The following is a 15,439-nucleotide window of genomic DNA, read 5'->3' on the forward strand; positions in this document are numbered from 1 at the left end:
CTTTCTCGTGATTAGGTTGCGGTCAAGGCCTGCTGAGCGGAACCGTTGCGCAGCTCAAGCGAAGCAGGCCGGGCGGTACGGTTAAGATTAGCGTAAACGGCTGGTGCCAGTCCGCCGAGAGAAATGTGCGGTCGCTGTGTATCGTAGTCAATCCTCCAGTTTTTGATGATCTTTCGGGCTTCAGCCAGGTTGCCGAAGATATGTTCGTTTGAGCGCTAGCAGAAATGCGCTCGAACTGACAGGTAGGGGCGAAGTTTGCGACAGAACCTGGAACGGTTGTGTTGCAAATTTTTGGAACGATCAAGGTAAGCGTCTTACCAGGCACACATATCCTACGATCTCAGCAAACACCCGAAAGCCAGAGGTGGCTGCGCTGAAGAATTGCTGTTTCCGGATCATGTTGACGACTTTGATGCCATCCAACGTAGCGGACGCGGATGCGAATGATTTGAACCCACACATATGTCGAACACGCCGTTTTATGAACCGATGATCCTGCTCGATCATATTGTTCAAAAATTTGGACCTGATTGTCTGCACCTTGGCTTGGCAACCAAACCGCTTCAGAATCCTGTTCACTTCTCGAATGCCGGCTGCGTTGGCTCCGCTCTTATCGATGACGACTTTGTCTGGGATTCCGTTTGATGACAGCGCTTTGGTAAAGAACCTGGTTGCTGCGGGACCGTTTCTTCGCTCAGACAGCATAAAATCAAGGGTGTTCCCTGCTTTGTCGACGGCCCGATAGAGATACACCCACTTACCGCGCACACGGAGGTAGGTTTCGTCCATTCTCCAAGATTTCTGTGTTGGACGCTTTTTCGATTGCGCCCGCGCAGCGATCATCGGCAAATATTTTACAACCCATCTATTCAACGTGGCGTGATCGACGGAAACGCCCCGTTCAGCCATAATTTCTTCAAGGTCGCGATAGGAAACAGTGTGGCGCAAATAGAAAAACACAGCGTACAAAACCACATCCTTCGGGAAGTGGCAGCCTTTCAAAGAAACCATTCTGAAACCTGCTCGCGATTGATTTGAAAGCAACAAGCACCAGGGCACGCGATTTCGTCAACCTCGGTCAAAATTCGCGACACAACCAAATTTCCTATCGACAACTGCGTTCCGGAAAGACATCCCAAATTTGAGCTCTGCAAGGTCTCTACCCGGCTCTCCAGTTTCAAAAAACCAATCCAAGGGGATTGCTAGGCGCTTTCCAAACATGAGCTAAAAGCTCGGCCCTGGGCACCGAAGTTCCGGCCAAGTATCGGCTCATTTGCGTACGGTTCACACCTGCAACATCAGTCAAGAATTTCACTGACCCAACCTGTTTGGCGAGGTGGTTTAGTCGTGCTGCCAGCGCGTCCCGCATATCTGATTGGCTGGCCGTACCCCTTGTCATTTTCAACCTCTTTTCCAGCGAGAGCAGGGGAAAAGTTTACTCATCAACACGCTGTGTGTCTCCTATAATCTGAAACCAGTTTCAAACGCTTGCCCGGCATCGCAGGCCTAGTGGTTCAGAATCTTGCTCAGAAAATCCTGCGCTCGATCACTTTCCGGGTTGCCAAAAAACTGCTCGGTGGGACGGTCTTCAATTACCAGACCGGCATCCATGAACACCACCCGATCCGCCACCTTGCGTGCAAAGCCCATCTCGTGCGTGACAACCATCATTGTCATACCGTCCTTTGCCAGTTCGACCATCACATCCAGAACCTCATTGATCATTTCCGGATCAAGGGCCGAAGTCGGTTCATCAAACAGCATCGCAATCGGGTCCATAGCCAGCGCCCGGCTGATGGCGACCCTCTGCTGCTGTCCACCTGAAAGCTGCCCGGGAAATTTTTCGATATGTGGCAGGAGCCCAACCCGATTGATCAGAGCTTCAGCTTTGGCGTTGGCCTCGTCACGTGACCGGCCCAGGACTTTCTGCTGACCCAGACAAAGGTTCTCGCGCACGCTCATATGTGGGTAAAGCTCAAAGTGCTGGAACACCATACCAATGCGCGAGCGCAGCTTGGTAAGATTGGTGCCTTTTGCGGTGACATCCACGTCTTCAACCTGAATGCGGCCCTGCTGCACCGGCTCCAACCCGTTAACGCATTTGATAAGGGTGGACTTTCCTGATCCGGACGGACCGCAGACCACTACAACCTCGCCTTTTTTGACGTTGGTGGTGCAATCGGTCAGCACCTGAAAGTTGCCGTACCATTTAGAGATGTTTTCAATGCTGATCATGCTGTTTTGGCCTTCTGAAGGTGCCGGACAACAAGTGAACCGGCGAAGCAAATGCTGAAGTAGACAAGGGCGGCGAAGATATACATCTCAGCAAGCCGGCCCTCGGTTCGGGCGACAATAGATGAGGCGGTCATGAAGTCGCGCAAGCTGACAACAAAGACAAGGCTGGTATCCTGGAACAGAATGATGCCCTGCGTCACAAGGATCGGGATCATGTTCCGGAACGCCTGTGGCAGGACCACATAGCGCTGGATCTGCCAGTAGCTGAGGCCAGTGGCCTGTCCGGCATGCACCTGTCCTTTGCGGACTGACTGAATGCCTGCCCGGATAATTTCTGAATAGTAGGCCGCCTCGAACATGACAAAGGCGATCAGCGCCGAATAGAAGCCGCCAATCGGCCGACCCAAAGCAAGAGGCACCAGGAAGTAGAACCAGAAGATCACCAAGATCAGCGGCACCGAGCGGATCAGGTTCACATAACCTGCGGCGAGGAGAGCCAATGGCGCGATACCAGATAGCCGCATCAAGGCAAGGCCGGTCCCCAAAATGATACCGCCGATCACAGCAAGAAAGGTAAGCCATAGCGAGAGCTGCAAGCCCTGCCACAGAAATGGAAGATTGTTCCAGATGACGGAAAGATCAAAATCACCCATAATTCAGCCTTTTCCGACAAAACCCGGGATGCGGGTGTATTTTTCAAGAGTCTGCGCGATGACTGTCGCACCAAGAGCGATGACGACGTAGATGACCGTCGCTGCGGTAAAGGCCTCAAATCCCTGAAAAGTGTATTCCGCGATCTGCTGGCTTTGCGCCGTCAGTTCAAGAAGGCCGATGGTCAGCGCCAGTGAGGAATTCTTGAAGATAGTCAGGAATTCAGAGGTCATCGGCGGCACGATCAACCGGAAGGAAATCGGCAACAACACGTAGCGATATGTCTGCGCAGTCGAGAAGCCATTGGCATAGGCTGCGCTGGTCAACCCGTGACCGACGGCATTGATCCCGGCACGAACCTGTTCGGCAACGCGGCTTGCGGTGTAAAGTCCTAGACCGATAACAGCCGTAACATACTCGGGATTTGGCATGTCCCGCTTCATCCAACGACCCAGATCGTCCGGAACGATCTCAGGCATGACGAAGTACCACAGGAACAGTTGTACAAGAAGCGGCACATTACGAAAAAGTTCAACGTAGGTGGTGCAAAGTAAGGCAACAGGCCGCGATGGCAGTGTGCGCCCGACGCCAATTAGAACACCGACGGCCAGCGCAAGAACCCAGGCCACAAGCGCGACCGCAAAGGTCCACCCCAGCCCCGATATCAGCCAGCCAAGGTATTCCTCTTCAAAGAGGACACCCCAGTTCCAGTTGTAGTTCATGCTTTCTACCCTGATAAGAATGGTGCCGGGCCTCCCGCGCACGGTGCAGGCCCGACAGTGTTGCTACAGGAGGAGGTTATTCCGGCAGCGCATTAAGCTGGAACGCAGCCTTCAGCAGGTCTGTCTGACCGACACCCAGCGGATCGAACCACTTGGCATAGATGTCGTTGATCTCACCCGAGCGGAACACATCTGCCATAGCCTTCTTGCCGATCAGTTCAAAGGCGCTGTCGTCGCGGCGCACCATCAACGCATAGGGATCGAAAGACAGGAAATCACCGACCACCGCGAAATCTTCGGGGGTCTTGGATTTTGCAATGAGCCCGAACAGAAGGATGTGATCCGTGGCATAGACATCCACACGATCAGTTTCCAAAGACAACATGCCCTCGGCATGATCCCGCACCGGAAGAACCTTCACGTCCAGCCCCAGCTCTTCAATTGCCGCCTTGACGGCACGCTCGTTGGTGGTGCCCTGCGCCAACGCAACGGCCTTGCCGCCCAGATCTGCAACCGAATTGATGCCGGAGTCTTTACGGACCATCAGTTTGGTACCGGTGATGAAGGTCGTGGGCAGATATTCGACCTGCTCCTGACGGGTCAGGTTGTTCGTGGTCGAGCCGCATTCAAGGTCAATCGTGCCATTGGCCATCAGTGCAATCCGGGTCTTGGGGTTCACCGGCACATATTTGATCGTCAGTTCCTTACCCAGCTCGGCGGAAACCGCTTCGACCACCTTCATGCAAAGGTCGATCGAATACCCAACCGGATTTTGGTTCTCGTCCAGATAGGCAAACGGAACAGAGCTTTCCCGGTGTCCAATGACAATTTCGCCCGAGGCGTCAATCTTGGCCAAAGTTCCCGTGCGATCCTCAGCCACAGCTGGAGCAGAAAAGGCCAAGGCAAAAGCCAATACGGCCGCTGGTTTCATATATTTCATGGTTTTCTCCCTTAGTTTCTGTTGCTTTTGTTAGTCCTGATAGCCCGGCAGATCGAAAATGCCGGAATATCCAAATAACGCTGCACTTCCACCGGTGTGCAGAAACACAACATTATCCATTCCTTCGAAGTAGCCTTTGCGAACTTGATCAATCAGGCCATCGAGCCCTTTGCCCGAATAGACCGGGTCAAACAAAAGCCCTTCGAGTTGAGCCAGTTTCAGAAGCGCCGCACGCATGCCGTCGGTCGGCAGGCCGTAGCCTGGGCCAACATAATCACAGTTCGCGCGCACCGAGGTACGTTCAATCACGGCCCCCATTCCAAGGTAATCCATGGTCTTGCAGGCCAGGTCATAGACCATGCCTTCCTGTTTCCCCTGAGGTGCCCGAACACCGATCCCAAGCAAGTGAATGTTGCTGCCAAGGGCAGCAAGTCCCGCCACCAGCCCTGCTTGGGTTCCCGCACTGCCGGTGGCATGGACCAGGGCGTCAATCTTGAGACCGATGTTTCCGGCTTGCTCTTCCAACTCGGCGGCACAATTCACATAACCCAACGCCCCAACGCGATTGGAGCCGCCGCCCGGGATGATGTAGATCTTGCGGCCCTGATCTTGCAGCGTGCTGGCCAAGGCTTCCATTTCAGCGTTCATGTCGGCACCACCTGCTCGTTTGGAAACGGTTGCGCCATGTAGCTGATCCAGCAGAACATTACCGTTGAAGTTATAAGTCTCGTCATTCGACCCGGTGCGATCCTCAAGCAGGATATGGCAGTTCAGCCCCAACCGGGCTGCTGCGGCTGCTGTCTGTCGTGCATGATTGGACTGGGTGGCGCCTTGCGTGATCACTGTGTCAGCACCCAGCTTCATGGCGTCGGCCATCAGAAATTCCAGTTTGCGAGTCTTGTTGCCGCCCGACGAAAGGCCCGTGCAGTCATCGCGCTTGACCCAGATGCGCGGCCCGCCCAGCTCGTCACTCAACCTTTCCAGCGGCTCCAACGGGGTCGGAAAATGACCAAAACGCACACGTGGAAAGTTCTCAAGCGCGCGCCTTACAAGCGCGAGGTTGCCGCCCACTGCCATAGCACTTTCTGCCGCTGCGGTTTGCATTGTGTACATTCCCTTTACGTATTCTAAGTAAGGCTAAACGCAAAAAATCGTGTTGGATAATGCCAATATTGCAGTGTACCCGTACATAAGGTATGGGTAAGCATGGATACACGCCTTCTAGAAGACGCTCTGATCCTGTTGGAAGAGCGCAGCTTGACCGCCGCTGCCGCGCGTAGGAATGTAACACAACCCGCCTTTTCACGGCGCATTAGATCACTGGAACATTGGATCGGAAAAAGCTTGCTGGTCCGTGAGGCCAACCGGGTAGAGCTGTCTCCGACGCTACTACAAAGCGAACCTCAAATCCGGTCGCTGCTCGCGCATTTGCGGCAATTGCATGGGCATCTTAATAACCCGGAAGGCATCGGAGAACCGCTGGTGATGGCGACGCAGCACTCGCTTTCGGTGTCCGTCGTTCCAGAGATTCTTCGCAAACTCCGCGCACGCAGCGGATTGCCGCAAATCCGATTGCGCACGCAGAACCAGGTGACAGCAATGTCCACATTCCTGCGCCATGAATGCGACATTCTGGTGAGCTATGAATTCCGTGAGCTGCCCCAGGTGCCTTTCGATGACACCGTTGATCGTTACATTTGGCGGCGGGACACTTTGCTTCCGGTCGTCGGAGGCGCACTAAAATATGAGCTGCTGGAAGGTCAGATCCTACCACCGGAAGCCCCCTGCATTGATTTCCCCGCAGACAGCTTTTTTGGGCAGATTGTGTTACTGCATCAAGCTAAAGCGGACCGTGCCTGGACGGGAAGATCGGCTGTGGAAAGCGCGTTTTCGGTGGGGATCTCCCAGATGGTTTTGGAAGGAAGCGGCGCTGCCTGGGTTCCTCACTCGCTCATCCAGAATCACATAATTACTGGCGATGCTGTCATCCTCTCTCCGGAATACGGCCGCCTGCCGCTGGATATTGTTCTATACACCCACGTTTCCAACCCGCGCGGTACGAACTTCAGAAAGATGGTCGCCGAAACAGAGTAAGGGCCAGGAAACCCGCCGTAAGCATCACCCTTCTCCATTACAGACTTGCGATGTGCCTTACAGGTTTTGAGCCATCATCCAAAAGCGTTCCAACTCTGCTCGGGACCTCTCGATCGAACGGTAGAGTTTGATGTCGATTGAAAGCTCGAATTCTGGTTGGCTGATCTTCTGCAAACTCCCGTCTTTCAACTCTCGATCCGCCGCGCTTTCGGGAAGGAATGCAACGCCAATTCCCGCAAGACAAGCGGACTTAAGCGCCTCGGCAACGGAGTTTTCATAGATGGGGCTCACAATGTGACTCAGACCTCCGCGATCCAGACAAACCTGGGACACGCGGCCCAGAAAACTGTCAGGAGTGTATGACAGGAACGGAACCGGGTTTTTCCCTTCGAGGCTGTATTTGGCACGCCCATCAGCATTGACAACGCTGACGGCTATGATCCGGTCTTTTGCAATGGTCGAAGACGGGTATCGGTTTTCATCTGAAATAGTGGGCACTGTCGGATGGGAATAGCACAACATAAAGTCTGCGCTTCCGGATAAAATTGCCTCGGCGCAGCCGGAGAAGTTTTCCGCGACCAGCCTGGTTTTGGTGGGACCAAGATGGCTGGACATTCGTGTCAGCCAGTTCGGGAAGAAGGAAATTGCCAAAGAATGAAGCGCGACGAAATCAAGCACCGATGCTTCCTGGCGAGATAAGCCACGGATATCGCTTTTGGATTGTTTTAATGCGGCAACCGTGTCGATTGCGGTTTGCTTGAATGCATGACCTGCTGACGTAAGCTCAACCGGGTGTACGCTCCTGTCAAACAATGGGGTACCGGTCCAGTTTTCCAAGTTTTTGATCCGCCGCGTGAAAGCCGACTGGCTTATGTTTCGCGCATCCGCCGCGCGGGCAAATACCCCAGCAGTTGAAAGTGCCAAGAAGTCTTCCAGCCAATCGATCTCCATCAAAATTCTCCAATTGCAGAAACTTCACACGGTAGAAGCATGTTGCAAAATTCGCAACACCTTTGCGAAAGTTGTCATGGGTGGACGGACTTGATGGCGGTACGGTCAGACCAACACACTCACAGAGTCTCGGCCCCTCGCATTTGATGCAGGCCGCAAGACCACAAAAAGGTCTCAGATCATGAAACAACACAGAACAGAATCCGACAGCCTTGGCCCGGTAAAGATCCCGCTGGCAGCGACCTGGGGCAGCCAGACCCAGCGGGCACTGGAAAATTTCCCGATTACGGGGGTGGCGATCAGCCACTATCCGGAATTGATTGTCGGACTGGCGTCGGTCAAAAAGGCCTGTGCTATGGCCAACAAGGACCTGGGCGTCCTGCCCCACCGGAAAGCGTCGGCCATTACGGATGTCTGTGACAAGATCATTGCCGGGGGCCATCACGATCAGTTTGTTGTTGATGTCATGCAGGGTGGTGCTGGCACATCGACCAACATGAATGCCAATGAAGTCATTGCAAATCTTGGGCTGGAAAAGCTTGGGGCAGATCATGGCGATTACAGCCAGCTTCATCCGAATGATGATGTGAACCGGTCACAATCCACAAATGACGTTTACCCCACAGCAATCCGTCTGGCTGTTCTGTCCAGGATCGCGCCTATGATTGAAGCAATGCATCTTCTAACCAAATCCTTCGACCAAAAGGCATGTGAGTTTCAGCATATTATGAAGGTCGGGCGTACCCAACTTCAGGACGCTGTACCCATGCCACTTGGTGCGGAGTTCCGGGGGTTTGCCACAACAATCAACGAGGATGCCGACCGGTTGAGGGACCTGTCGCGCCTTCTGACAGAAGTGAACCTTGGAGGCACGGCCATTGGCACCGGCATCAATGCCCCCGAAAGGTTTGGCGAAGTCGCTTTGGCGCATTTGCGCGACATTACCGGCGAGCCACTTAAACTGGCCCCGGACCTGATTGAGGCTTCATCTGATCTGGGTGCCTTTGTGATGTTCTCAAGCACGCTCAAGCGGGTTGGCATCAAACTGTCTAAGATCTGTAATGATTTACGCCTAATGTCCTCTGGGCCGCGGGCTGGGCTTGGAGAAATCATTCTGCCCGCGGTTCAGGCAGGATCGTCCATTATGCCCGGCAAGATAAACCCGGTTATTCCCGAAGTTGTAAATCAGGTTTGCTATCAGGCAATCGGAAATGACCTAACCGTCACAATGGCCGCCGAGGCCGGCCAGTTCCAGCTCAACGCGATGGAGCCGGTCATCATCCATAAAGTGTTGGAAACCATGGGGTCTCTGACCAATGCAATGAATGTGCTGCGCACCCGCTGCGTGGACGGTATCGTTGCGGATGAGAAAAGATGCGAGATGTTGCTGAGCAACAGCCTTGTACATGTCACCGCACTGGCCCCGGTGATCGGATATGAGGCTGCCACCAAACTTGCAAAATATGCACAGGCGCATGGCTTGAACCTGCAAGAGGCCGCAAAACCCGCTTTGCCAGGAGAACTTGCCGAGACTGCATTGCAGCACATGCACGGCAGGGCTCCGGAGATTGCCCAATGAACAAAAACCAATCTTTACGCATAGGAATCGTTGGCGGCCTGGGCGCCCTTGCCGGAGCCGACCTGCTGAACAGAATTGTTCAAAGGACACCGGTCAGGTCGGAAGAAGACCACAGGGAATTGATATTTCACCAGAAACCGCTGCGCGAGCCAGCCTCCCCCAAAGAGCTGAGCTACAGCCCAACACACCGAAAACTCTATGTTTTTGACACACTGTCCCGCATGGAACGGGATGGATGTGACGTGGCGCTGCTTCCATGTTTTGTCACCCATAGCTTTCTGCATGAACTGCAGGACGAGCTTGAACTTAAGCTGATCAGCATGACAGAGGCGATCGCCGCCGCCGTTACCAGACTGCGTCCCGAGCCGACAAAGATTGGTGTCATCACGACGTCTTTTGTCAGGAAAACTGGTTTGTTCGAGAACCTGTTTGGCAGGGAAATACAGATCCTCCATCCCCGGGAAGATCTGGAAAGTGCCGTCATGGAGGCCGTATATGGACGCATCGGTTTCAAAGCAGGACACTGCAATGAAGACGTTCTGAGACCCATAAATGCCGCCCTGACCAACCTATTCGAACAAGGCGCGACCGTGTTTGTGCCCGGTCTTTCTGAGCTGCCCTTGTTGCTCAACCAGCTTGACCTGCCAGACAACATGACGGCCATAGACACGGCGGCGGTTTACGCGGATTACGCCCTGCAAGAGACCCAGCCAGACCGCCGTCACCGGTTCAAAGTTGGAGTGGTCGGCGGTGTCGGACCTGCCGCAACCGTAGATTTCCTTGCCAAACTGGTCAAAGGGACCGAGGCGACCCGCGATCAGGATCACATAAAAGTCTTGGTTGAACAGAACCCGCAAATTCCTGACCGCACTGAAAATCTGGTCCGCGCAGGCACCGATCCAACTGTCGCCCTCTATTCTACCTGCAAAAAACTGGAACGCGGTGGTGCTGATATGCTGGTCATCCCTTGCAACACCGCCCACGCGTATGTCGATCGGATTCAGCGCCACCTTGATATTCCGATCATCAGTATCCTTGCCGCGACCACTGAACACATTAAAGAAACCGCCCCAGAGACGCGTGTGGTCGGGGTCCTCGGCACGGATGGAACAATACAAAGTGGCTTGTACCAGACAGCACTTGATGAGGCAGGCCTTGCCCACATCATTCCCGATGACGATCATCAAAACCTGGTCATGGATTCAATTTATGGCCCGTTTGGCGTCAAAGCTGGATATACCGACGGCCTCTGCAAAGAACAGATTAGCCGGGCCTTTTCCCATCTGGTTGCGCGCGGAGCCGAGGCAATCATTCTCGGCTGTACGGAATTGCCGCTCATCGTGACTGAAAGCGCAGACGCATTGGGGGCGCTTCCTGTCGACCCGACCGATGTGCTCGCCCGAAAATGTGTACAGCTCGCAAGATTCTAGGCGCCACCGACACTTTATCCGACAGAAGAAACGGCGTTGCAAATATTGCAATGCCGTTTCTCTATTTGCGCGACCATGACCGGCACGACGGTGTTACCTTGCGGCGACTGCAGGCAGCTCATTCCAGTTGACTGCCATGGAAAGGGAGAACCTATTGATGAATACCAGTCGCAAAACAGGGTTTATGGCACCTTGGAGGAATATGCTTCTTTGGAAGCAAATCGTGATCGCGCTTGTTCTTGGGGTGGTTACGGGCGTGTTGCTGAACGCAACCGGAAACGCAGCAATTGCGGGCATGATCAAGAACATTGGAACCCTGTTCCTGTCGCTTATCAAAATGCTGATTGTCCCGTTGATCTTCGTATCGCTCGTTTGCGGTATGACATCGGTCAGCGACATGGCCCGCATGGGGCGAATTGGCCTGAAGTCGATTGTATTCTATCTGGGCACAACTGCATTCGCGATCACGATTGGACTCGCTTTGGGCCTGCTGTTGCAACCCGGCGCAGGAATTGATCTGAGCACCGCAGCCGCAATGGAACCCAAAGCATCTCCGCCTTTCATCCAGCAACTTATCGGGATCGTTCCCAAGAACCCAATCGCCGCTGCCGCGGATGGCAACGTGCTTCAGATCATTTTCTTTGCGATTATGTTCGGTCTGGCCATCAACCTGGTGGGTGACGCTGGAAAGCCGGTCAGGGATTTCTTTGAAGCCCTAAATTCCGTCATCTTGAAGCTGACTGAGATTGTGATCAGTTTTGCACCATATGGTGTGTTTGCACTAATGGCCTGGGTCGCCGGAACCTATGGTTTGGATCTACTGTTGCCTTTGGGAACCGTGATTGCTGCGCTCTATATTGGTTGCGTTCTGCATGCCGTCATTGTTTATGGCGGGCTTGTTTCGATCTTTGCGCGCTTGAACCCAATCCGCTTCTTCCAAGGCATCATCGAGCCGCAGATCGTGGCCTTCACCAGCACGTCCTCTTCGGGGACACTGCCGGTCACGATGACGGCGGTTCAGCAGAACCTTGGCGTGAACCGGTCGGTTGCAAGCTTTACGCTGCCGCTTGGCGCGACAATCAACATGGACGGAACCGCCATGTACCAAGGCGTTGCGGCTCTTTTCGTGGCACAGGCCTTTGGGATAGAGCTGGGCATGTCGGAATATGTCACAATTATTCTGACGTCGACACTTGCCTCCATCGGCACCGCTGGTGTGCCGGGTGCCGGGCTGGTGATGCTGTCGCTTGTTCTGAGCTCGGTCGGCCTGCCTTTGGAAGGTGTAGCCATCATCGCAGGCATCGACCGCATTCTCGACATGGCACGTACATCGCTCAACGTTACCGGCGACGCTGCCTGCACCGTCATTATTGCGAAATCCGAAGATCAACTGGATCTGGATGCCTACGATACGCCCCATGTGCTAAAATCACCCGACGTTTCGCGGGCGTAAGTGACAAAGCACATCACTGCGGCCGCCCCGAAAAGGGCGGTCGTTTTCTGCTCAGGACGTCGCCTGGTTAATGCCGTCACCCTCCGCCCTTATCCCAACGCGTAAATTCAATTAAGTTGATCCCCGTTAATGACACAGGTTGGCGGGGAAAATTGGCCGGCCACGCTGACCCTGTCCTTGTTCTGCTCGCTTGAGCGTCTGGACAAAACCGGCGAGCAGGTCTGGAACGCGCTATAGTCCCACGGACGGTTCGGGAATATTTGTCAGATCAGACCAGATTTGCACGGTCCCCTCGCCCTGTTGATCAGAGAGGCGGATCAGCATGATGCCCAGATCCTGATGCGGCAGGTCATGTAACCGCCGCAGCCGCCCTTCGGTTAAATGCCGCTTGACCAGGGTCAGCGGCAACCACGCCACCCCAATGCCATCCAGCGCGTATTCACAGGCGGCAAGCGTCAGTGCAGTTTCCGCCTTTGGGGACAGCATCACGCCTTCGGGCAACAGGGGCAGAATGCTTTGGCTGAACAGGCGCCCCAGGAAAACATCTGGGGGATATGAGATGAACGGGATCTCGGGGTCATCAACGTGGAGCGCAAGATCGGGTGACGCCACCGGCACCAATGTATCGCCGCCCAGCCGACGCATTTCAAACGCCTGTGGCACCGCAGGGCCGGGGGCCTCCGGGCGTTCATATGTCATTGCGAAATCGGCCTCGCCGGACAAAAGCAGCATCAGGCAATTGTCCCGATTTCCGGATCGCACCCGCACGGAAATGTCCTGCGATTGGGTCAGTTGCCGCACCACCCACGGCGAGATTGTGGTGGTGATGGCGTGCTGGCACACAAAAGTCACATCCCGCTTTGCGCCCTCTGCGGCCGCTTTCAAGTCGTGTTGCAGGCGACGCAGCCGCGCGCCAAGCTCTCGCAGTTCTGGTTCCGTCGCCTGCACGCCGGGCAGGATGGTGACCGGCTTGCAGGACCGGTCAAACAGGGGTGCACCGATGCGCTCTTCGATCAATCGCACGCGCCGCGTGAACGCCGATTGGGTCAGAAACCGCCGCTCTGCCGCCCGTGTCAGGGACCCCGTGTCGATCACCGCTAGGATGTCATCAATCCAATCCAACTGCATGATGTCACCATAGCGGCACACTGATATTATGCAAGATGTGCATTTTATAGCGCATATTTCGAATTAGAATAGTGGGAATGACCTCCATAAAATGCGAGAAAACCAATTTAGGAGTTTTCCGATGCATCTCTCCCGTTACCCACGCCGCTTCATCGCCCACCTGCCCACCCCGCTTGAGCGCCTGGACCGTCTGACCGCAGAGCTCGGCGGCCCGGAGATCTGGATCAAACGTGACGATTGCACCGGCCTGTCCACCGGCGGCAACAAGACCCGCAAGCTGGAATTCCTGATGGCCGAGGCCGAGTTGCAGGGCGCAGAGATGGTGATGACCCAGGGGGCAACCCAATCAAACCACGCGCGCCAAACGGCTGCTTTTGCGGCGAAACTGGGCATGGAGTGCCACATCCTTTTGGAGGATCGCACCGGCTCCACCAACCACAACTACAATTACAACGGCAATGTTCTGCTGGACCATCTGCATGGCGCCACCACCGAAAAGCGCCCCGGTGGTCTGGACATGAATGCCGAGATGGAAGCGGCTGCCGACAAGCTGCGCGCAGATGGCAAAAAAGTGTACACCATCCCCGGGGGCGGGTCGAACCCGACCGGTGCGCTGGGCTATGTGAACTGCGCGTTTGAGATGCTGGCGCAAGCCAATGATCGCGGGTTGAAGCTCGACCACATCGTTCACGCCACCGGCAGCGCAGGCACGCAGGCCGGTCTGATTGTGGGTTTGAAAGCAATGAACGCACAGATTCCTCTTCTGGGCATCGGCGTACGTGCGCCCAAACCGAAACAGGAAGAAAACGTCTATAACCTCGCCTGTGCCACCGCCGAAAAGCTGGGCTGTGCCGGTGTCGTGCAGCGCGAAGATGTGGTCGCCAACACCGATTACGTCGGCGAAGGTTATGGCATCCCGACCGACAGCGGCATCGAGGCGATCCAGATGTTTGCCGAGCTGGAATCGATCCTTCTCGACCCGGTCTATTCCGCCAAGGGGGCCGCGGGTTTCATTGATCTGATCCGCAAAGGTCACTTCAAGAAAGGCGAATGTGTCGTCTTCCTGCACACTGGCGGGTCGGTCGCGCTCTTTGGTTACGACGCGGCCTTTGATCACAGCAATCGCTGGGTCGGCTGACGCCAGACAGTACCAGGTGTGTGCGGCCTGACACAGGCTGCGCGCGCCAATTTCACATTCCCGCAGTCAGGAGCGAACCATGGTGTCGCTGATCAGGTCCCGCTGGGACACCCACTTTGGTGGCATTCTTCTGGTGTGCGTGATTGCCGCCGCCGCGACCTTTCTGTCCGAACATTACGGCGCGCCTGCGATGCTGTTTGCACTGCTGATCGGCATGGCGTTCCACTTTCTTTATGACGATCAGAAATTCACCCCGGGGCTGGAGTTTTCCGCCAAAACGCTGTTGCGATTCGGGGTCGGCCTGTTGGGCCTGCATCTAAGCATTGGGGATGTGGAAAGTGTCGGGCTGGGCGCGGTGGGCGCGGTTGTCGGCTTTGTCATGGCAACACTGGCCTGCGGGGCAATCCTGACCTTTCTCTTCGGTCGCAAACTGGCCTTTGGCCTGTTGGCGGGCGGGTCTGTGGCGATCTGCGGGGCCTCGGCCGCCCTTGCCATCACCTCGGTTCTGCCCGCGAAAGATGACCGCGAACAGGATACGCTGTTTGTTGTGATCGGCGTCACCGCCCTGTCGACCATCGCAATGATTGCCTATCCGGTCTTGTTTGCGGCCCTGGGGATGAGCGATCTGGAAAGCGGATTTCTGATCGGGGCGACCATTCACGATGTGGCCCAGGTTGTTGGTGCCGGATATTCGATCAGTGACGAGGCGGGGGTGATTGCGACCTTCGTCAAGATGGTGCGCGTGGCCTTGTTGCCGGTGGTGATGATTGTGGTCATGGCGAGCTTTCGCGGCGCACAATCCCAGAAGATCATCCTGCCGTGGTTCCTTGTCATGTTTGTCGCGCTGGCGATTTTGACAAATACCGGGCTGGTGCCGCAGGTGATCACCGATGCAATCGCCACCCTGTCCGGCTGGTGTCTGGTCATCGCGATTTCTGCCCTTGGGGTGAAAACCAGCCTTGCCACCATTCTGCGCGTCAAGCCCAGCTATGGCCTTATTCTTGTCGTCAAAACCCTCTTCCTTCTTGCGATTGCCGTGGCATTTGTCATGGGCTTTGGCTTTTAAGACTGTGTTGCACGAATAGCGGCTGGGCCGCATTTGCCCCTTTCCCCGGTTC

Annotated in this window: 15 protein-coding genes; 6 read left to right on the forward strand and 9 right to left on the reverse strand. The window is 55.2% G+C overall.

All coding sequences use genetic code 11. The annotated features are described in order from the left end of the window. Window positions 1-11: 11 nt before the first annotated feature. From ACR0D9_RS19195 to cuyA (ACR0D9_RS19225), 7 genes are all read right to left on the reverse strand, one after another. The gene (locus tag ACR0D9_RS19195) at window positions 12-200 is read right to left on the reverse strand and encodes an integrase core domain-containing protein (RefSeq protein WP_480484748.1); all 189 of its coding nucleotides are present in this window, start codon (window positions 198-200) and stop codon (window positions 12-14) included. 100 nt (window positions 201-300) lie between these two features. Next, window positions 301-1,011: an IS6 family transposase gene (locus tag ACR0D9_RS19200; RefSeq protein WP_480539883.1), complete on the reverse strand. Its 711-nt coding sequence runs from the start codon at window positions 1,009-1,011 to the stop codon at window positions 301-303. 495 nt (window positions 1,012-1,506) lie between these two features. Next, window positions 1,507-2,235 (reverse strand): amino acid ABC transporter ATP-binding protein, encoded by a 729-nt coding sequence (locus tag ACR0D9_RS19205; protein WP_480484725.1) that lies wholly within the window; start codon window positions 2,233-2,235, stop codon window positions 1,507-1,509. Beyond that, window positions 2,232-2,888, reverse strand: coding sequence for an amino acid ABC transporter permease (locus ACR0D9_RS19210; RefSeq protein WP_480484726.1), 657 nt, complete (start codon window positions 2,886-2,888; stop codon window positions 2,232-2,234). The genes ACR0D9_RS19205 and ACR0D9_RS19210 overlap by 4 nt, the downstream gene beginning before the upstream one ends. Before the next feature lie 3 nt (window positions 2,889-2,891). Then, window positions 2,892-3,608, reverse strand: coding sequence for an amino acid ABC transporter permease (locus ACR0D9_RS19215; protein ID WP_480484727.1), 717 nt, complete (start codon window positions 3,606-3,608; stop codon window positions 2,892-2,894). Between the two features lie 76 nt (window positions 3,609-3,684). Next, window positions 3,685-4,548, reverse strand: coding sequence for an amino acid ABC transporter substrate-binding protein (locus ACR0D9_RS19220; protein ID WP_480484728.1), 864 nt, complete (start codon window positions 4,546-4,548; stop codon window positions 3,685-3,687). A gap of 30 nt (window positions 4,549-4,578) precedes the next feature. Beyond that, window positions 4,579-5,625, reverse strand: a complete 1,047-nt coding sequence (gene cuyA, locus ACR0D9_RS19225) for a D-cysteate sulfo-lyase (protein ID WP_480484749.1) — start codon at window positions 5,623-5,625, stop codon at window positions 4,579-4,581. Window positions 5,626-5,754: 129 nt separating this feature from the next. Here cuyA (ACR0D9_RS19225) and ACR0D9_RS19230 point away from each other — a divergent pair, with 129 nt between their 5' ends. Further along, window positions 5,755-6,642 (forward strand): LysR family transcriptional regulator, encoded by an 888-nt coding sequence (locus ACR0D9_RS19230; RefSeq protein ID WP_480484729.1) that lies wholly within the window; start codon window positions 5,755-5,757, stop codon window positions 6,640-6,642. A gap of 57 nt (window positions 6,643-6,699) precedes the next feature. Here the strand turns inward: ACR0D9_RS19230 and ACR0D9_RS19235 are convergent, their stop codons facing one another. Further along, window positions 6,700-7,593, reverse strand: coding sequence for a LysR family transcriptional regulator (locus tag ACR0D9_RS19235; protein ID WP_480484730.1), 894 nt, complete (start codon window positions 7,591-7,593; stop codon window positions 6,700-6,702). A gap of 181 nt (window positions 7,594-7,774) precedes the next feature. On the opposite strand from ACR0D9_RS19235, the gene ACR0D9_RS19240 reads away from it, so the two are divergent. From ACR0D9_RS19240 to ACR0D9_RS19250, 3 genes are all read left to right on the forward strand, one after another. Further along, a complete protein-coding gene (locus ACR0D9_RS19240) occupies window positions 7,775-9,172 on the forward strand; it encodes an aspartate ammonia-lyase (RefSeq protein WP_480484731.1) in 1,398 nt (465 codons plus the stop codon). Continuing rightward, a complete protein-coding gene (cuyB, locus tag ACR0D9_RS19245; protein ID WP_480539885.1) occupies window positions 9,169-10,602 on the forward strand; it encodes a cysteate racemase in 1,434 nt (477 codons plus the stop codon). The genes ACR0D9_RS19240 and cuyB overlap by 4 nt, the downstream gene beginning before the upstream one ends. 202 nt (window positions 10,603-10,804) lie before the next feature. After that, window positions 10,805-12,055: a dicarboxylate/amino acid:cation symporter gene (locus ACR0D9_RS19250; RefSeq protein WP_480529164.1), complete on the forward strand. Its 1,251-nt coding sequence runs from the start codon at window positions 10,805-10,807 to the stop codon at window positions 12,053-12,055. 231 nt (window positions 12,056-12,286) lie between these two features. Here the strand turns inward: ACR0D9_RS19250 and ACR0D9_RS19255 are convergent, their stop codons facing one another. Beyond that, complete coding sequence (locus tag ACR0D9_RS19255) at window positions 12,287-13,183, reverse strand: LysR family transcriptional regulator (RefSeq protein WP_480539887.1); 897 nt, start codon at window positions 13,181-13,183, stop codon at window positions 12,287-12,289. A gap of 121 nt (window positions 13,184-13,304) precedes the next feature. On the opposite strand from ACR0D9_RS19255, the gene cuyA (ACR0D9_RS19260) reads away from it, so the two are divergent. Both cuyA (ACR0D9_RS19260) and ACR0D9_RS19265 read left to right on the forward strand, forming a co-directional pair. After that, window positions 13,305-14,321: a D-cysteate sulfo-lyase gene (gene cuyA / locus ACR0D9_RS19260; protein WP_480488909.1), complete on the forward strand. Its 1,017-nt coding sequence runs from the start codon at window positions 13,305-13,307 to the stop codon at window positions 14,319-14,321. Window positions 14,322-14,400: 79 nt separating this feature from the next. After that, on the forward strand, window positions 14,401-15,387 hold the full coding sequence (locus ACR0D9_RS19265; protein ID WP_480539889.1) for a YeiH family protein: 987 nt from the start codon (window positions 14,401-14,403) through the stop codon (window positions 15,385-15,387). The last annotated feature ends 52 nt before the right edge of the window (window positions 15,388-15,439 follow it).

It is taken from the genome of Ruegeria sp. AK11 (genome assembly GCF_056541095.1).